Consider the following 16,648-nt stretch of genomic DNA (forward strand, 5'->3'; position numbering starts at 1 on the left):
GCGACTATCCCGCGGCCGAATCTGCGGCGGCGGCCTCGACGGTCTGCTCGAGTGCCTGCGCGTACACCTCGACGGACTGGGCGCCCGAAGCGGCGAAGCGACGGTCGAACGCCGTGAACGGAACACCCTGGACGCCGAGATCCCGGCCCTCCTGAATGTCGTCGCGCACCGAGTCCGCGTATTCGGCGGTCGCCAGCACCTGCCGGACCCGCTGACCAGAGAGGCCGATCTCCTCTGCGACCTGAGCCAGGACGTCAGGGTCGAAGGGGTTGATCTCCCCGGCGAAGAAGCGGTCCTGGACCAGCGAGAAGAGCTCCAGCCCCTTGCCCGCCTGGTCGGCGTAGTGCACGACGCGGTGGAAATCGAAGGTGTTCGCGTTGAGTCTGTCGAGCGAGAACGGCAGGCCCTCCCGATGCGCGAGCGCTTGGATGCGGCGCTCCGCGGTCAAGACGGCCTCGGCGTTCCCACCGTGCGAGCGGATGAACGCGCTCTCGATCGTCTCCGGCGTGCGCGGTGCGTCCGGGTTCAGCTCGAATGACCGCAGCGTGACGACGAAACGGTCCGCATCGGGCCGGCCCGCGATCGCCTTCTCCAGCCGATGCTTGCCGACGTAGCACCACGGGCACCCCAAGTCGGCCCAGACCTCGACGACCACCGGGCGACCGGAACGGGTCGCCGCCACTTGCTCGCGCATAACCTCACCTCACTGCTAGTGCGTAACATCATCATGAGTGAGTTGACCGCGGCGTACAAAAGGCACGTCGATGTGCCTCGTGCGGGTCGGCCTGCACAGGCCGGGGGAGTCCGCCTCTGCCGATCAGTCCTCGCGCCATCTGCTGCCGTCAGGCTGGAAGGAAGTGGCGCCACGGCTGGGAGTTCGATCGCAGCCGAATGAGAGAGAGTGCCCCGGCGTCCTTGATGGTGTAGCCCGAGACCTGACCGGACACCGTTGTAGTCATCACCACGACGGTCAACACGTGCTGGCCGCTGTCGTAGGAAGGTGTAGACCGGCGGCAGTGCGCAGCACAGGTGCGATGTCTAGGGCTGGTGAACGCTGGACAGGGCGGGGAAGGTCCACTCCCGGTTACGTGCAACGTCCTGTGGCTGATACAGACGAACCATATAGTTCCACCCCTCGGGGGTCGGGATGGAGTTGGGTTGGTCGCTGTCGCCGAATCGAATGGTGATGGATCCGTCGTCGTTCGGCACGGCGGTGACGCTGTTGACGCTGACGACATGCCCGGGGTTGTCGACCATGTATCCCTCAGCGTTGTAGACGGTGATGGACCAGAACGCGTCGACCGGGACGTCTTTGACGGTCAGTTCGTACTGGCCGGCGGGGAGTCCGGGCTCGACGTTGAGGTAGATCGCTTCGCTTTCCGGGAAGCCGCCCCAAGCGGAGGCTGTGGCAAGCAGGTGCCGCACTTCGTCGACGTCGCCTTCGCGTCCGAACGCGTTCCGGTAGTCGGGCAGTCCTCGGGAGAGGGCGAGCAGGTGGTTCCGGGTCGTGTCGAAGGAGGCGGTGTCGTAGTCGGGATGAGTGAGGGCAGTGGAGGATGCGGCGTCGATGGTGAACTGATCCTGCAACGTGTTCACGGCCGCGATGTCGTTGTCATCGGTCGGGTCGACGAGGATGCGCACGGCCACCAGCACGTAGTCGCTGCCGCACTCTTCCGCCGTGAGCTCATAGATGCCGGGCGTGTGGAAGATGTCCTGGATGTAGTGGTCCTGGTTGACGATCATCGCCGACGCGTACCGGTCACCGTGTTCCGGGACTGTCAGCCGTGCTCCGCGTGACACATCCACGACGGCGCCGCTGTAGAGGGTGTCCCGGTTTTGGCGGATCACGGGCTGCTCTTCGAAGGGTGTCGGGACGCGGTAGCGCAACCACTGATTGATCCCGCCGGATTGCGACTGGGCGAAGTCGAACATCCGGTTGGTCTCCGCCCTCACGAAGTTGTCCACGTTCACCTGTACCGACATGCCGCGCCCCTTCGTCGAACGTCGTATTGCTGTGAGCGTAGCGGCGGGAACCGACCGGCGAATAGGTGCACTGGCTCGGGCTGTTGCATCAAATGCAACTCACGTTAGTTCAGCGCTGATAATGCACATTATGTCAGCTCAAGCCGTGGAATGTTCCCGTTCGATGCGGGTGCGCCCGCCCAGCCCGGCACTCCCCTGCCTGCTTGCGCGGCCGCGCGTCACGGATCGAGCAGAATGGTCCGCATGGTGAAACCGGTTGCGATCGACGTGGACTCCTGGGCGCGACGCGAGCACTTCGAGCACTTTCTGCGCGCCGTGCCGTGCACGTACTCGATCACGGCCGAACTCGACGCCACGGCGTTCGTCGATGCGGTCCGGCGTGCGGGGCGCAAGACCTACGTCGCGCAGATCTGGGCGCTCGCCGCGGTGGTGAACCGGCACGACGAGTTCCGGATGTGCCTGATGGACGACGGCCGTCCGGCCGTCTGGCCCGTGGTGCACCCCTCTTTCACGGTGTTCAACCCCGATGCGGAGACCTTTGCGAGCGTCTGGGCACCGTTCGACCCCGACTTCGCCACGTTCCACGCGGCAGCCGCGCGGGTGCTGGCCGAACAGCGCGGCGCGACCGCGTTCTTCCCCCAGTCCACCCAACCGCCGAACACCTTCGACGTGTCCAGCCTGCCCTGGGTGTCGTTCACCGGGTTCACCCTGAACATCCGGAACGCCTGGGAGCACCTGGCCCCGATCGTCACGCTGGGCCGGTACGTCGACCGGGGCGGACGGCCGCACCTGCCCGTGGCGCTGCAGGTCCACCACGCTGCGGCAGACGGCTTCCACACCAGCAGACTGCTCACGGAACTGCAGGAGCTGCTCGCGGAGCCGGACTGGCTCGACTGAGCTCCGCCGTCACCGAGCGGGTTCCACCCGGTCCGTCGCCGCGAGCGCCCCGAGCAGCGCGAGGCGGTCTTCGTGCCCCGGGCGCGGTGTCATCACGATCATCGACGCCCCGGTCGTACCCGGCACCGGGTAGGCATCCCACTCGATGTCGATCTCGCCGATGCGCGGGTGCCGGATCGTCTTGTCTCCGGTGACCCGATCGCGCACGTCGTGGCGAGCCCACAGCCGGCGGAACTCCGCGCTCCGCACGCTCAGCGCACCGACGACGGCGATGGCGCGCGGATGCTCCGGATCGCGGGCGACCGCGAGCCGCAGCATGCCGATGTAATCCGTCGCCATCGCTTCGCAGTCGGCGAACCGGGCGACCGCCTGATCACTGAACAGCAGCATCAGGACATTGCGTTCCCCGGCCGGGAGCGCGTCCGGTTCGCCGAGGAGTTCGGCGGCGATCGGGTTCCAGGCGAGCACGTCCAGATGCTGGCTGACGATGAAGACGGGCAGTGCCGTCGCCTCCAGGAGGAGCCGCGCGCTGCGCGGCAGCCGATCGGGCGTGCGCCGAGGCCGCGCTCCCGGGCTCCGGGCCGCACGCGCCAGCCGACCGACGTGCTCGCGCTCCAGGGCATCGAGGCCCAGCGCGTCCCCGATCGAATCCAGGACCGCGTGCGACGGGCGCGCACTCCTGCCCTGCTCGAGCCGCTGGTAGTAGTCGGTGCTCAGGCCGGCCAGCGCCGCGACCTCCTCACGCCGCAACCCCTCGACGCGCCTCCGGGGTCCGGGCTCGAGGCCGAGATCCTCCGGCCTGGTCTGCTCCCTCCTGGCGCGGAAGAAGGCGCCAAGCTCACGCGCTGCCGCTTCGGCATCCATGCCCCCATTCTGGCCCCGCCGGCACCGGGGATGGTGGTACTGCCCGCCCCAGGATGCGCCGAGCGCCGGAACCGGGTTCGCGCGCGCCTATCGTCGCAGCCATGAACTCGTGGCGAGCATCCGACATCCCCGACCTGACCGGCAGCACCGCAATCGTCACCGGCGCGAACGCCGGTCTCGGCTTCGTCACCGCGACCGAGCTCGCGCGGCACGGAGCCGCCGTCGTCCTGGCGGTCCGCAATGTCGAGGCGGGCGCGGACGCCGCGCAGCGGATCCGTTCGGCGCTCCCCCGTGCGAGGCTCGCCGTGCACCACCTCGACCTCGCCTCGCTGGCGTCGGTCCGCGCGTTCGCCGCCGGTGTTCTCGAGCGGGGCGAGGTTGTCGATCTGCTCGTCAACAACGCGGGCGCCCAGTCGCTCGGTCCCCGGCGGACGACCGCCGACGGCTACGAGTTCCACCTGGGGACGAACGTCCTCGGCCACTTCGCGCTCACCGGCCTGCTGCTGCCGGCGTTGACGCGGGCGGCGGCCGCGCGCGTGGTGTCGCTCAGCTCGATCACGCACAAGCGGGCCCACCTCGACTTCGACGACCTGCAGGCGGTGCGGCGTTTCAGCGCGGTCCGCGCCTACGGCGCATCGAAGCTCGCTGCGACGGTCTTCGGCCTCGAACTCGACCGCCGGCTGCGCCGCACCGGGTCGGCCATCGTCAGCGCGCTCGCGCACCCCGGGCTGGCCAGGTCGAACTTCATCGACACCGCGTGGAGCGGACGCGGCCGGCTCGGGACGGCGATGGGCCGCCTGTTCGCCGCGCTCGCGATGCAGCCGACCGAGCAGGGCGCCCTGCCGACCCCGCGCGCGGCGACGGGCCCTGCGACGGGTGGCGCGTTCTTCGGGCCGGGCGGTGCCGGCGAGCGCCGCGGCGACGTCGTCGCCGTCCGCCCGTCGCGCGAAGCGGCGGACCCGGCCGTCGGAGCGCGCTTCTGGTCGGCCGCCGAGGATCTCACCGGGGTGCGCTACCTCGACTGAACCGGCCAGCACTGCTGCCCCTCCCCTGACGGCCGGCGCGCGGCGGTTCCGCATCAGGACGGCAGGGAAACAGTGCCGCTCGACGGGATCGCCGACGAGTCCGCCGGCACGGCGGACGCGTCGGCGCTCCGCCCGCTACCGCAGGTGCCTGGCGAAGAAGCGCGCCGCGTCCTCCCCCGCCCACGGCGGGACGCCGCGGTGGCCGCCGAGGTTCGCCTGCAGCGTCTTCTCCGCCGAGCCGAACGCGTCGAAGAGGTCGAGCGCCGTCTGCCGGTCGTTGCTCTCGTCGTCCCACTGCAGGAGCACGTGCACCGGGATGGTCACCCGCCTGGCCTCCTCCAGGATGCTGCCGGGCACGAAGCTGCCGGCGAACAGGCCGGCGGCGACGACCCGGGGCTCGGCCGTCGCCAGCCGGACCCCGATCGAGATGATCCCGCCCGAGTAGGCGACGGGTCCGCCGACCTCCGGGAGGGCCAGCACGGCGTCCAGGACGCGCTGCCACTCCGGGACGGCGGCCCCGACGAGCGGAAGCACGAGCCGGTCGACGACGTCGGAGGGGACCCGCTCCCCCGCCGGGAGCGCCCGGCGCATGTCGGCCCTCGCCGCCTCGACGCCGTCCAGCGGCGGCCGGGCGCCGCTGCCGGGCAGTTCGATGGTCACGGCGGCGAAGCCCTGGGCGGCGGCGCTCTGAGCGCGGCCGCGCAGGCGGGACAGCATCCTGTCGAGGCCGCCCGGGTGGCCGAGCAGGACGAGCGGGACCGGGGCGTCGGCGCTCGCCCGCGCCGGCGTCCAGAGGACGCCGGGGATCCCGTCGATGACGAATGCGCGCTCCAGGACGTCGCCGTCGATGCGCTGCTGGGAGGTGAAATCGAGAGTGAAGGTGATGGTCATGATCGTGCCTTTCGGAAGTGCTCTGCTGAGGCGCTCCCGGACGATCTACCGTCCGACCGTTACTCCACGCAGGAGCACCCATGTCGATTCGTTCACGGGTATCACCTCCTGCTCTCTGCTGTACGGCCTCGGGAAGCATAGCAGCGCCCGAAGCGGAGCGGAACGGCCGCGATCAGTCGGCGGCGCGCTGCTCCGTGGCGCGGTGTCCGACGACGGCGACGGGGCGCTCGGCGTTGCGCAGCACCTCGCGGCTCACGGAGCCGAGCAGGGCGCGGCGGATGAACCCTTTGCCGTGCGAGCCGACCACGATCAGCTGGGCGTCCTGGGCGTTGGCGACGATCGCCTCCGCGGGGTGGCCGTCCGCGACGATGGTCTCGACGTCGGACGACCCGCCGAGGGTGGGGACGGCCTCCAGGGCGCGGGCGATCACGTCGTCCGCGTCGACCGCTGCGGCCGCGCTCATCCGGTCGGCCAGCTCCGGGTCGGAGGCGGAGACGGCGGGATGCGATTCGGTCACCGAGACGACGCGGACGCCGACACCGCGCACGTGGGCCTCGGCGAGAGCGAACGCGAGCGCTGCGGTGCCGAACTCCGAGCCGTCGACGCCGACGACGACGGGGCCGCCGTCGCGTGGCTGCTCCTCCGGCCCGACGACCACCAGGGGGCACGGGGCCTGGACGCTCAGCCGGTCGCTGACGGATCCGAGCAGCGCGCTCATGGCCGTGCCGAGCCCGCGGCGGCCGACGACGAGCATCTCGGCGCCCTCCGCTGCCGAGATGAGCACCGCTCCGGCCGGACCGATCTCGGCCGCCTCCGACACGTCGATCGCCGGGTCCGCCTCGCGCGCGCGTGCGGCGCCGGCGGACAGGATCTGCATGGTGTACTCACGTGCCCAGTCGACCGAGGTCGGATCGGCCACGAAACCGTAGAACTCCATGGCGGGAAGCGTGTACGCGCTGACCAGGCTCAGGGAGTCGCCGCCCGCCGTGGCCCTGCCGATCGCCCACTCCAGCGCAGCACTGCTCTGCGACGATCCGTCGATCCCGACCACGATCCGACCAGCCATGGACACTCCCACCACTCTCCGAGGGCTACCGACCGCCCCACCCTAGCCACGCCCGCGCCGAGGCGGAAGGGCCGAAATCGCGGTCCCGGTTCAGGCGTCGGGGTCGACGGGCCTCGCGGCCTCGGGCGGAGCTCCGGCCGCGTGCACGGGGACGGGCGCGGCCGGACGGGTGGTCACGCTCGCCGACACCATCCGGTCCAGGCGGAACCAGCGGATCCCCTCCCGCAACCGGCAGTGCCCGACGAGGAACCAGACCCCGTCGGCGCGCGCCAGGAACGAGGGGTCGACCTCGCGCGCCGTCAGCGCTCCCGCGGCGTCGCGGTAGCGCAGCGAGAGCACCAGGCCCTCGTGCAGGGACCGCTCGACGGCGCGCCGCACGCGCGCGTCGCCCGGCTCGTCGGCGTCGGAGAGCCAGATGCGGGCGGCCGTCGCCGAGGCGCGCCGGCGCGCCGCCGCATCCATCGCCGCGAGGACCTTGGCGAGGGCGGCCCGTGCGTCTGCGTCGAACGGCTGGCCGCGGTGCGCCGCGACCGCCGCGGCCAGGCCGGACGCCTCGGCGGCGGTGAAGTTCACCGGCGGCAGCGTCGCCTCCGCCTCCACGGCGTACCCGCCGCCGGGCCCCGGACGCGCCCAGACCGGGAAACCGCCCTGCTGCAGCGCCGAGATGTCGCGCTTGACGGTCCGCGCGCTCACCTCGAACCGGTCGGCGAGCTGCTCCGCCGAGCGTCCCGCCGCCCCGGCCCGGCGGAGCTCCTCGCGCAGCGCGTAGAGCCGATCGGTGCGATTCATCCCACAATGGTGACATACCGGTGACATGGAGGCGCCCGAGGATGGGGACATGACAGTCGCGATCCCGCACTCCCCCGCCGTCCTCTTCCTCAGCGGAGCCGGCCTGCCGCCCTGGATCTGGGACGGTGTCCGCTCCCGGCTCGCGCCGGGGACGCGCAGCGCGGTCGCGGCCCGACCGTCCGCGCCCGCGCGGCTCTCGGACTACGTGGACGCGGCTCTCACGTCGGCGCCGGACGGGCCGTTCACGATCGTCGCGCACTCCGTCGGCGGTGTGGTCGCGGTCGAGCTGCTGCGCCGCGGCCCGGAGCGGGTCGCCGGGCTGCTGTGCGTCTCCGCGGTGGTCCCGCCGCGGGACCGGTCGTACCTGGGCGCGCTGCCCGTGCCGCAACGGTGGCTGGTCGGGGCGGTCATGCGGGTGGCGGGGACGCGGCCACCGGATGGTGTGATCCGCTCGGGGCTGGCACGCGGCCTCCCGGACGAGGTGGCGGAACGACTGGTGGCCGACTTCACCCCGGAGTCGCGCGCGCTGTACACCGACCGCGTCGGCGGCGTCCCGGACGGCGTCCCGTGCGGCGCCGTCGTGACCACGAGGGACCGCGAGCTGCCGGAGGCGGTCCAGCGCGCCTCCGCCGCTCGGCTGCCGTCGCCGTGGCAGCGGGAGCTGCCGACCGGGCACCTGCCGATGCTGGAGGACCCGGTCAGGCTGGCCGGCGCCCTCGCGGATTTCGCCGCCGGCATCCCGGCCCGTTAGCCCCCCGGGTTGTCGACCGGGGTGCCCTCCGGGGTCGTCGCGGTCTCGGGATCGACCGTCTCCGGGTCGGCGGGCTCCGCCGGCGTCCCCTCGGCGTCCGGCCGGTCTGCGGCGCGCGCGTCAGCGGTCATCGGCCCCGCCACCCGATGCGGTGTCCTCGCCGTCGTCCGGCTGTTCGCTCTGCGTGCCGGAGCCGTCCGGCAGCTCGTCCGCGTCCGGGCGGTCCTTCTCGTGGTCCGTCATCGTCCACCTCTCCCCCGGCCGTCCTTCGGCCGTCGCGCGACACTACGCCCGCCAACCGCGACTGTCAGCCCTCGGGACGAACCGAGCCTGCTCGACCGGGGGCGGACGTCCCGGGCGGGGTCAGTCGCGGGTGGCGGAGGAGGCGGCGGACCAGGCGGGAGCGCACAGGGCCTCGACGGCGTCGCAGGCGGCGGCGAGCGCGGCGGGCGACGGGCCGGCGGCGTCGACGATCGCGTCCAGCGCGCGCAGTCCGGCGGCGTCGAGCAGGCGCTTCTCGTTCGTCACCCACTGCCCGCGTGCGGCCAGGACAGCGTGCGCGGTCTGCAGGGTCGCGACCGCGAGCGTCGCGAGGCACTGCGCCTGGCGGCCGGCGGCGGCATGCGAGCGCGCGTACCCCGCGTGCAGCCGGGCACTGCCGGCCCAGACGGCGGGCGCGGCGCGGCGCAGCGCGTCCGGGTACGCGGGCCGCGGGAGCGAACCGGTCAGCACCCGGGCGATCGCCAGCTCCGCGAGCAGCAGGTAGCCGGGGATCCCGGCCAGGTGGAACGCGAGCGGTTCGATGCGCACCCGTCCGGCCTCGGCGTCCGCGATCTCCCTGTCCACCACGTCCAGGTCACGCCAGTGCAGGTCCACCGGCATGCCGCCGACGCGGAGCCACGCTCCCCCGTTGAAGACGCCGCCGCCCCACTCCCCCAGGCCGGAGACGGTCCCCGGGTAACCGAGCGCGCGCACGGTGCCGGGGTCGAAGGCTCCGCGGTAGTACACGCCGAGGTCCCAGTCGCTGTCCGGCCGGGCGTCGCCGGTGGCGCGGGAGCCGCCGAGCGCGATCGCCTGCACGCCGTCCAGCTCCGCCAGTCGGTCGATGAGGTCTCGGAGGGCGTCGTCCACGCGCCGATGCTAGCGGACGGCAAGCAGCGGATCGGCGCGCGGGGCGGACGTGACGCTGGCCGTCCTACTGACCGGCCCGACCGTGAGGACGGAGAGGACGCGAGTCCGGCACTGATCGGATGGCGTGCAATGCGTGCATCGCCCCGCTGACGCTCTCCGATCCACGGGCTGATACAGGGCGGGCCTCGGAACCGGCCGCAAGGGCACGACCCGCGACGATATGCACGCATACCGTGGACGCATGCCGGAATTCGAGATCGCGCTCACCCTGGATGGCAACAGAATGCTCACGCGTGTCGACGCGCGCGACTCCGCGGAGGCGCGCCGGCTCGTCAGCAGCGCGATGGGCGACAAGGTGGTGTTCGAGGCCGCGCCGGCACGAGGCGCAGGCGCATCTCGGTCAGCGCGACGGCCGACGGGGCTGCCATTCCTGCTCCAGGCGTCGGCGGCGGGGATGGCCGCTGTGCTGATGGCCGAGCTGGCCGCGCTCGCCGAGACCGAGAAGCGCGTCGCGTCTCAGCGCGAGCCGACCGGTCTGTGCACGTAGGTGTGCAGCATCCGGTCCTCGACGGCGAAGCCGTTGCGCTCGTAGAACGGCACCGCGAGGGGGCTGGAGTGCACGGTCACCCGCTCGAGCTCCTGCTCGGACGCGCGGCCGAGGACGGCGGCCACGAGGCGCGCCCCGATGCCCGCGTTGCGGAGCTCGGGGACGACGTAAGCGCACTGCAGGTCGCCGGACGCACGATCGAACGCGCGCGCCGAGGGGACCCTCCGCAGCACCGCCAGCCACATCATCCCGACCACCCGGTCGCCCTGGACGGCCACGAAGCACTCGTGCGCGCTGCCGGGGTCGGCCGCCCACGCGCGGAACCGCTCGGCGAACGTCTCGCGGTCCTCCAGCGCCTCGCCGCCGAACTCGCGAAGCGAGTCCCAGCGCAGGCCGCCGACGGCTGCCCAGTCCTCGTCGGTGCCGGGGCGGATCGTCACATCGCTCATCCGGCCACCCTAATCCCGGGGGCGAGACCGGACGCGGGTCACTCCTCCGGGCGTGCGGCAGCGATGGCGCTGCCCACCGCGTGCGGTCGGGCGTGCATCACGACGTGCGGGGCGCCGGGCACCGTCAGCGCGCTCCCCCGGCGCGCGATCCTGGCGAGGGCGGCGACCCAGCCGCCGCGGGCGATCGGGTCGCGCTCGCCGCGGATCAGCTGCACGGGCACGTCGATCCTCGCGAGCTCCGACTCCAGCCGGTGCGCGAGCATCGACGGGAGCACCGCGAGGTACCAGCGCGGTCCGCAGCGCAGGTAGTCGCCGATGACGATCCGGTTGCTGCGCGGCCGCTCCCGGAGGGTGTCCAGCAGCAGGCGCCAGCCGGCGCGCAGCGGCGTACGGTCCCTGGGGGCCATCACGGGGCCGATCAGAACGAGCCGTGCGACCAGGTCCGGCCTGGTGACCGCGAGCCGGGCGGCCACCTGCGTGCCCATCGAGTGCCCGACGACGACGCACCGCCGCAGTCCCAGCTCGTCGAGCAGCCGGGCGAGGACGGCGGCGAAGTCGTCGACGGTGTACGGGTGGGACGGGCGCGGCGCCCGCCCGAAGCCGGGCAGGTCGACGCCGATCGTCCTGCCGTGCGCGGCGAGCACCGGCGCGAGGCGTTCGAAGTAGCGGGAGCTCACGCCGATGCCGTGCACGAGCAGGTAGGTCTCCCCTCCCGCAGGGCCCTCGTCGAACGTGACGACAGGGCGCGCCGCCGGCTCGGTCCGCCTGGCGGGCGCGGCGTCGCGGTGACCGGTGGTCACCGGGCGAGCATCGTCAGCAGGCTCGCGACCACGATCGGGGCCGCCATAAGCACCGCGGCGCCGAGCGCGACGCCGCGGCCGAGCAGGTCGAGACCGCTGCCGCCTGCGATCCCGTTCCCGGTGCGTCTCTGCCAGCTCATGGCGGTCTCCTCTCGTCGCGCTCCTGCGTCGCGTCCACGTTCCCCCGGTTGCTGCGCGGTCGGGAGGGGCTTGACACCGGGGCCCCCGTCCGCCGTTGTCAAGCCCTGCCGGACGGCCGCTGGCAGTGGTCGGCTGGAGGGGTCGGCCCGTGCGGCCGGTGAAGGAGGAACCATGCTGGCGATGTACGAAGGCGTCCCCGTCCGGCCGGAGCTGGAGATCGTCGCGCTGTCCGAGCGCTCCTGGCGGGTCTGCGACAGCAGGATGCCGCCGACCGACGCGGCGGGGATGCTCGCCTACGTCGAGCGCGACGCCGACGGCTTCGAGGTGATGCTGCTGCGGCCCGGCCGGGTGGAGACGGCGCGTGCGGACTGCCTCGCCGAAGCGCTGGCGCTGGTGGGCGCCAGGATGCAGAACCCGTGACGGCGGCCGAGCCGGCCGGGGTCCGCGACCGCCGGCCGGCACACGGGACCGGATCGCCGCGGATCGAAGCGGAGTACATCCTCCCCCTGCGCTGGGCGGACGACGGCGGGCTCGCCGAGCTGGTCGGCTACCTGCGCGGCCTCTCCGCCGCCATCGACGTGACGGTGGTCGACGGGTCGGCCCCCGAGCGCTTCTCCGCGCACGCCGCTGCGATCCCGGCCGGCGTCCGGCACCTGCCAGTGCAGCCCTGGCCGGGCAGGAACGGCAAGGTGGCCGGGGTGGTGACCGGTCTGCGCGCGGCACGCCACGAGCGGGTCGTGATCGCCGACGACGACGTCCGCTACCGCGCGGACGAACTCGCCCGACTGGTCGCGCTCCTGGACGACGCGGACGTCGTCGCGCCGCAGAACCACTTCGATCCGCTGCCCTGGCACGCGCGCTGGGACACGGGGCGCATCCTGGTCAACCGCGCGCTCGGGCACGACTTCCCCGGGACGCTCGCCGTGCGGCGTTCCCTGCTCGTGGAGCACGGCTACGACGGCGACGTGCTCTTCGAGAACCTCGAGCTGATGCGGACCGTGCGCGCGGCCGGTGGCCGGCACCTCGCGGCAGACGACCTGTTCGTCAGGCGCCGCCCGCCGACGGCGCGGCACTTCGTCTCCCAGCGGGTGCGGCAGGCCTACGACAGCCTCGCCCAGCCGGCGCGGCTGGTCGCCGAGCTGCTGATCCTGCCGGCGGTGCTGCTCGCCGTGCTGCGCCGCCCGAGCACCCTGACCGCGCTCGCTGCGGGCGCCGTCGCCCTCGCCGAGGCCGGCAGGCGGCGCGCGGGCGGGGTGCGCGTGTTCCCGGCGGGATCGGCGCTCTGGGCGCCCGCGTGGCTGCTGGAGCGCGGGATCTGCGCGTGGGCGGCGCTCGCCCTGCGCGTGCGCGGCGGTGTGCGCTACTCGGACGGCCGGCTCGCCCGGGCGGGGACACCGCTCCGCGTGCTGCGCGGCGAGCACCGAAACCGCGCCCGCGCAACCGCTTGAACGCGGCACGCCGCGCGGACATCGTCGGAGACATGACACCAGAACTCACACCGCGCGGGCCGGTGAGCGGGGCGCTGCTCACCGCCCTCGCGACCGACCAGCATCCCGAGAGCGCCGCCATGCGCGTCGTCGTCGACGAGACGGAGCGGGCGCTCGCCGGAGCGGACGACCTCCTCACCGACGAGGACCTGCAACTCTCGCTCTACATCGCCTACGGGCTCTCCTACGGCGACACCGTCGACGCCGACGACGAGTGGGAGTGGGATCCCCAGCTCGTCCTCGCCAGGCGCCGGATCGAACGCGCCGTGGAGGCGCAGCTGCGCGAGCGCATCCCTCTCGACGACCTGCCGGAGCCGGACGCGGAGTCGGTGGCTGCGTACCTGTTCGCGCTGACCGCCGAGGATGGCGGCCCGAGCCTGTCCCGCTACATCGCCAAGAAGGCGACAGACGAGCAGGCGCGCGAGTTCGTCATCCAGCGCTCGATCTACACGCGCAAGGAGGCCGACCCGCACTCCTGGGCCATCCCCCGACTCACCGGCCGGGCGAAGGCGGCGCTGGTAGAGGTGCAGTCCGACGAGTACGGCGGCGGCCGCCCGCAGCGCATCCACGCCGAGATCTTCGGCCGCACCATGCGCGGTCTCGGCCTCGACGACACCTACGGCGCCTACGTGGACGTCGTGCCGGCGATCACGCTCGCGTCGTTCACGACGATGTCGATGTTCGGCCTGAACCGGAGCCTCCGCGGCGCCATCGCGGGGCACCTGGCGGCGTTCGAGATGACCTCGTCCATCCCGAACCGGTTCTACGGGAACGGCTTCCGCCGCCTCGGCTACGACGCGGACGTGACCGACTACTACGACGAGCATGTGGAGGCGGACGCCGTGCACGAACAGATCGCCGGCCGCGACCTGGCGGGCGGCCTGGCCGAGCAGCATCCCGAACTGCTGCCGGACATCGTGCTGGGCGCGAAGGCCTGCCTGTACGTGGACGGCCTGGCCGGCGCGCACATGCTGCAGAGCTGGGAGGCCGGGCGCAGCTCGCTGCGCTCCCGAGAGCGGGTGCCGGCATGACGCGCGACGACGAGCTGCCCCAGGTGGTGGTCTGCCCGAACGGTCCCCTGCTGGTGCGCGGTCACGTCGACCTGGTGACGCCGGAGGGCGAGCCCGTCGAACAGCGCAGGCGGACGATCGCGCTCTGCCGCTGCGGGGTGTCGGCCATCAAGCCGTTCTGCGACGGGACGCACAAGGCGGTGCACTTCAGCACGGAAGACTGATCGCGCGGATCCGGAATACCCTCAGGGGGTAGTAGTGCTACACTGTCCGAGGAATACCCACAGGGGGTATCTCGGAAGGATGGAACGATGACCGTCAGCGAGTACCAGGTGACCGGCATGACGTGCGAGCACTGCGAGCGCTCCGTTCGCGAGGAGGTCGGGCAGCTGCCCGGCGTCGAGGACATCCGGGTGAGCGCGAAGACCGGCTCCCTCGTCGTCACCTCCGCCGCGCCCCTCGACGACGCCGCCGTGCTCGCCGCTGTGGACGAGGCCGGCTACAGCGCGGTCCGCGCCTGACCCGCCGGAACGGGGAGAGCCGATGAGCACGACGGCGTCGCCGGGCACCGCGGGATCGAGCGTCGAGCTCGAGATCGGCGGGATGACCTGCGCGTCCTGCGCGATGCGGATCGAGAAGAAGCTGAACCGGCTGGACGGCGTGACCGCGACGGTCAACTACGCGACCGAGAAGGCGACGGTCAGCGTCCCGGCCGGCTACGACCCCGCGCTGCTGGTGGCCGAGGTCGAACGGACGGGGTACACCGCGGCGCTCCCCGCGCCGCCGGCCGAGCAGGGCCGAGGCGCGGCCGCCGGGGACACCGATCCCGAGCTGGACGCGCTGCGCACGCGCCTCATCGGCGCCATCGTGCTCTCGGTCCCTGTCGTCGCGATGGCGATGATCCCGGCGCTGCAGTTCACGTACTGGCAGTGGGCGTCGCTGGCGCTCGCGGCGCCGGTCGCGGTCTGGGCCGCCTGGCCGTTCCACCGCGCCGCGCTGATCAACCTGCGGCACGGCGCGGCGACGATGGACACGCTCATCTCTCTCGGCGTCTCCGCCGCGTTCCTGTGGTCGCTGTACGCGCTCTTCTTCGGCACGGCGGGGATGCCAGGGATGACGCACCCGTTCGAGCTGACGCTGTCCCGCTCCGACGGCGCCTCCCAGCTGTACCTGGAGGTCGCTGCCGGCGTGACGACGTTCATCCTCGCCGGCCGGTACATCGAGAAGCGCTCGAAGCGCAGGGCGGGAGCGGCGCTGCGCGCGCTGCTGGAGCTCGGCGCGAAGGACGTCGCCGTGCTGCGCGACGGGACGGAGCGGCGCATCCCGGTGGCCGGGCTGCGGGTCGGCGACGCTTTCGTCGTGCGGCCGGGCGAGAAGATCGCCACGGACGGCGTCGTCGTCTCCGGGAGCTCGGCCGTCGATGCGTCGCTGCTGACCGGGGAATCCGTGCCGCGCGAGGTCGAGACCGGCGACACGGTGATCGGCGCGACGCTCAATGCCGGCGGCCGGCTGGTCGTGCGCGCGACCAGGATCGGCTCGGACACGCAGCTGGCGCAGATGGCGCGGCTCGTCGAGGAGGCGCAGAGCGGCAAGGCGCGCATCCAGCGCCTGGCCGACCGGGTCTCCGCCGTGTTCGTGCCGGTCGTGATCGGGATCGCGCTGCTGACCCTCGCGGTCTGGCTGCTGGTGGGTGCTGGAGCGGCGGCGGCGTTCACCGCGGCGGTCGCCGTGCTGGTCATCGCGTGCCCGTGCGCCCTGGGCCTCGCGACGCCGACCGCGCTGCTGGTCGGCACCGGACGCGGAGCGCAGCTGGGCGTCCTCATCACCGGCCCGGAGGTGCTGGAGAGCACGCGCGCGGTGGACACGGTGGTGCTGGACAAGACCGGCACCGTGACGACCGGCCGGATGACCCTGGTCGGGACGGTGGCCGAGGAGGGCACCGACCCGGCGGAGCTGCTGCGCCTGGCGGGAGCGCTGGAGGACGCCTCCGAGCACCCGATCGCGCAGGCGGTCGCGGCGGCGGCGCGCGAGGCCGGACCGCTGCCCGGCGTCGACGGGTTCCGGAACGTCGAGGGCAGGGGCGTGCACGGGGTCGTCGACGGCCGTGCCGTGCTGGTCGGCCGGGAGAGCCTGCTCGCCGATTGGTCGCTGGCACTGAGCCCCGCGGTCGCCGCGGCGAAGGCCGAGGCGGAGCGGGATGGGAAGACCGTCGTCGCGGTCGGTTGGGACGGTCGCGCGCGCGGCATCCTGGTCGTTGCCGACGCAGTGAAGCCGACGAGTGCGGAGGCGGTCGCCCGGCTGCGCGCGCTGGGGCTGTCCCCGGTGCTGCTGACCGGGGACAACGAGGCCGTCGCCCGGCGGATCGCCGCCGAGGTCGGCATCGACAGGGTGATCGCGGAGGTGCTCCCGCAGGACAAGGCCGACGTGATCGCCAGGCTGCGCGGCGAGGGCCGGGTGGTGGCGATGGTCGGCGACGGCGTGAACGACGCCCCCGCGCTCGCCACCGCAGACCTCGGGATCGCAATGGGCGGCGGCGCGGACGTCGCCATCCAGGCCGCGGACATCACGCTGGTCCGCGGCGACCTGCGCGGCGCGGTCGACGCCATCCGGCTCGCCCGGCGCACGCTCGGGACGATCCGGTCCAACCTGTTCTGGGCGTTCGCGTACAACGTGGCCGCCATCCCGGTGGCGGCGCTCGGCCTCCTGAACCCGATGCTGGCCGGGGCGGCGATGGCGTTCTCGAGCGTGTTCGTCGTGCTGAACAGCCTGCGGCTGCGGGGGTTCCGCAGCATCGTCCGCTAGTACCGTGAGAGCAGA

22 protein-coding genes are annotated in these 16,648 nt (G+C 72.9%); 10 read left to right on the plus strand and 12 right to left on the minus strand.

The genetic code is table 11. The annotated features are described in order from the left end of the window. Positions 1-4: 4 nt before the first annotated feature. Both ACTHMF_RS00955 and ACTHMF_RS00960 read right to left on the minus strand, forming a co-directional pair. Complete coding sequence (locus ACTHMF_RS00955) at positions 5-655, minus strand: DsbA family oxidoreductase (protein WP_440315918.1); 651 nt, start codon at positions 653-655, stop codon at positions 5-7. Between the two features lie 383 nt (positions 656-1,038). Continuing rightward, positions 1,039-1,983, minus strand: coding sequence for a DUF1214 domain-containing protein (locus tag ACTHMF_RS00960; RefSeq protein WP_440315919.1), 945 nt, complete (start codon positions 1,981-1,983; stop codon positions 1,039-1,041). A 243-nt stretch (positions 1,984-2,226) separates the two neighbouring features. Between ACTHMF_RS00960 and ACTHMF_RS00965 the strand changes: the two genes are divergently transcribed. Then, complete coding sequence (locus tag ACTHMF_RS00965; RefSeq protein WP_440315920.1) at positions 2,227-2,880, plus strand: CatA-like O-acetyltransferase; 654 nt, start codon at positions 2,227-2,229, stop codon at positions 2,878-2,880. Between the two features lie 9 nt (positions 2,881-2,889). Here the strand turns inward: ACTHMF_RS00965 and ACTHMF_RS00970 are convergent, their stop codons facing one another. After that, positions 2,890-3,744, minus strand: a complete 855-nt coding sequence (locus ACTHMF_RS00970; RefSeq protein WP_440315921.1) for a helix-turn-helix transcriptional regulator — start codon at positions 3,742-3,744, stop codon at positions 2,890-2,892. 101 nt (positions 3,745-3,845) lie between these two features. Here ACTHMF_RS00970 and ACTHMF_RS00975 point away from each other — a divergent pair, with 101 nt between their 5' ends. Continuing rightward, positions 3,846-4,769, plus strand: coding sequence for an oxidoreductase (locus ACTHMF_RS00975; protein ID WP_440315922.1), 924 nt, complete (start codon positions 3,846-3,848; stop codon positions 4,767-4,769). Between the two features lie 135 nt (positions 4,770-4,904). Here the strand turns inward: ACTHMF_RS00975 and ACTHMF_RS00980 are convergent, their stop codons facing one another. From ACTHMF_RS00980 to ACTHMF_RS00990, 3 genes are all read right to left on the minus strand, one after another. Next, positions 4,905-5,660: an alpha/beta hydrolase gene (locus ACTHMF_RS00980; RefSeq protein ID WP_440315923.1), complete on the minus strand. Its 756-nt coding sequence runs from the start codon at positions 5,658-5,660 to the stop codon at positions 4,905-4,907. Between the two features lie 172 nt (positions 5,661-5,832). After that, positions 5,833-6,726 carry a universal stress protein gene (locus tag ACTHMF_RS00985; protein WP_440315924.1) on the minus strand — a complete coding sequence of 298 codons (894 nt, stop codon included), beginning with the start codon at positions 6,724-6,726 and terminating at the stop codon, positions 5,833-5,835. Between the two features lie 90 nt (positions 6,727-6,816). Continuing rightward, positions 6,817-7,515, minus strand: a complete 699-nt coding sequence (locus ACTHMF_RS00990; protein WP_440315925.1) for a helix-turn-helix transcriptional regulator — start codon at positions 7,513-7,515, stop codon at positions 6,817-6,819. A 49-nt stretch (positions 7,516-7,564) separates the two neighbouring features. On the opposite strand from ACTHMF_RS00990, the gene ACTHMF_RS00995 reads away from it, so the two are divergent. Continuing rightward, complete coding sequence (locus tag ACTHMF_RS00995) at positions 7,565-8,266, plus strand: alpha/beta fold hydrolase (protein ID WP_440315926.1); 702 nt, start codon at positions 7,565-7,567, stop codon at positions 8,264-8,266. Here ACTHMF_RS00995 and ACTHMF_RS01000 read toward each other — a convergent pair. The 3 genes from ACTHMF_RS01000 to ACTHMF_RS01010 all read right to left on the minus strand — a co-directional run bounded on the left by ACTHMF_RS01000 (position 8,263) and on the right by ACTHMF_RS01010 (position 9,397). Next, positions 8,263-8,397, minus strand: a complete 135-nt coding sequence (locus ACTHMF_RS01000; RefSeq protein ID WP_440315927.1) for a hypothetical protein — start codon at positions 8,395-8,397, stop codon at positions 8,263-8,265. The two genes, ACTHMF_RS00995 and ACTHMF_RS01000, sit on opposite strands and share 4 nt — an antisense overlap. Then, positions 8,387-8,509 (minus strand): hypothetical protein, encoded by a 123-nt coding sequence (locus tag ACTHMF_RS01005; protein WP_440315928.1) that lies wholly within the window; start codon positions 8,507-8,509, stop codon positions 8,387-8,389. The genes ACTHMF_RS01000 and ACTHMF_RS01005 overlap by 11 nt, the downstream gene beginning before the upstream one ends. Before the next feature lie 120 nt (positions 8,510-8,629). After that, positions 8,630-9,397, minus strand: a complete 768-nt coding sequence (locus ACTHMF_RS01010; protein ID WP_440315929.1) for a nucleotidyltransferase domain-containing protein — start codon at positions 9,395-9,397, stop codon at positions 8,630-8,632. A 241-nt stretch (positions 9,398-9,638) separates the two neighbouring features. On the opposite strand from ACTHMF_RS01010, the gene ACTHMF_RS01015 reads away from it, so the two are divergent. Continuing rightward, positions 9,639-9,944 carry a hypothetical protein gene (locus ACTHMF_RS01015; protein ID WP_440315930.1) on the plus strand — a complete coding sequence of 102 codons (306 nt, stop codon included), beginning with the start codon at positions 9,639-9,641 and terminating at the stop codon, positions 9,942-9,944. Here the strand turns inward: ACTHMF_RS01015 and ACTHMF_RS01020 are convergent. The 3 genes from ACTHMF_RS01020 to ACTHMF_RS01030 are packed head-to-tail and all read right to left on the minus strand — an operon-like array spanning position 9,914 to position 11,333. Next, on the minus strand, positions 9,914-10,393 hold the full coding sequence (locus ACTHMF_RS01020; RefSeq protein ID WP_440315931.1) for a GNAT family N-acetyltransferase: 480 nt from the start codon (positions 10,391-10,393) through the stop codon (positions 9,914-9,916). The genes ACTHMF_RS01015 and ACTHMF_RS01020 overlap by 31 nt on opposite strands. A gap of 38 nt (positions 10,394-10,431) precedes the next feature. Then, complete coding sequence (locus ACTHMF_RS01025; protein WP_440315932.1) at positions 10,432-11,193, minus strand: alpha/beta fold hydrolase; 762 nt, start codon at positions 11,191-11,193, stop codon at positions 10,432-10,434. Continuing rightward, positions 11,190-11,333, minus strand: a complete 144-nt coding sequence (locus ACTHMF_RS01030) for a hypothetical protein (protein ID WP_440315933.1) — start codon at positions 11,331-11,333, stop codon at positions 11,190-11,192. Before ACTHMF_RS01030 ends, ACTHMF_RS01025 begins: the two co-directional genes overlap by 4 nt. Before the next feature lie 172 nt (positions 11,334-11,505). Between ACTHMF_RS01030 and ACTHMF_RS01035 the strand changes: the two genes are divergently transcribed. The 6 genes from ACTHMF_RS01035 (at position 11,506) to ACTHMF_RS01060 (ending at position 16,633) form a co-directional block, all read left to right on the plus strand. Further along, positions 11,506-11,754, plus strand: coding sequence for a hypothetical protein (locus ACTHMF_RS01035; RefSeq protein WP_440315934.1), 249 nt, complete (start codon positions 11,506-11,508; stop codon positions 11,752-11,754). After that, positions 11,751-12,782, plus strand: a complete 1,032-nt coding sequence (locus ACTHMF_RS01040; RefSeq protein WP_440315935.1) for a glycosyltransferase — start codon at positions 11,751-11,753, stop codon at positions 12,780-12,782. The genes ACTHMF_RS01035 and ACTHMF_RS01040 overlap by 4 nt, the downstream gene beginning before the upstream one ends. A gap of 32 nt (positions 12,783-12,814) precedes the next feature. Then, positions 12,815-13,852: an iron-containing redox enzyme family protein gene (locus ACTHMF_RS01045; RefSeq protein ID WP_440315936.1), complete on the plus strand. Its 1,038-nt coding sequence runs from the start codon at positions 12,815-12,817 to the stop codon at positions 13,850-13,852. Then, positions 13,849-14,055, plus strand: coding sequence for a CDGSH iron-sulfur domain-containing protein (locus ACTHMF_RS01050; RefSeq protein ID WP_314149228.1), 207 nt, complete (start codon positions 13,849-13,851; stop codon positions 14,053-14,055). Before ACTHMF_RS01045 ends, ACTHMF_RS01050 begins: the two co-directional genes overlap by 4 nt. A gap of 87 nt (positions 14,056-14,142) precedes the next feature. Then, on the plus strand, positions 14,143-14,352 hold the full coding sequence (locus ACTHMF_RS01055) for a heavy-metal-associated domain-containing protein (RefSeq protein ID WP_314149229.1): 210 nt from the start codon (positions 14,143-14,145) through the stop codon (positions 14,350-14,352). Between the two features lie 22 nt (positions 14,353-14,374). Next, entirely contained in the window at positions 14,375-16,633 is a 2,259-nt protein-coding gene (locus ACTHMF_RS01060) for a heavy metal translocating P-type ATPase (RefSeq protein ID WP_314149230.1), read from the plus strand. Positions 16,634-16,648 lie beyond the last annotated feature (15 nt).

Source organism: Leifsonia sp., from assembly GCF_051955155.1.
GTDB lineage: Bacteria > Actinomycetota > Actinomycetes > Actinomycetales > Microbacteriaceae > Leifsonia.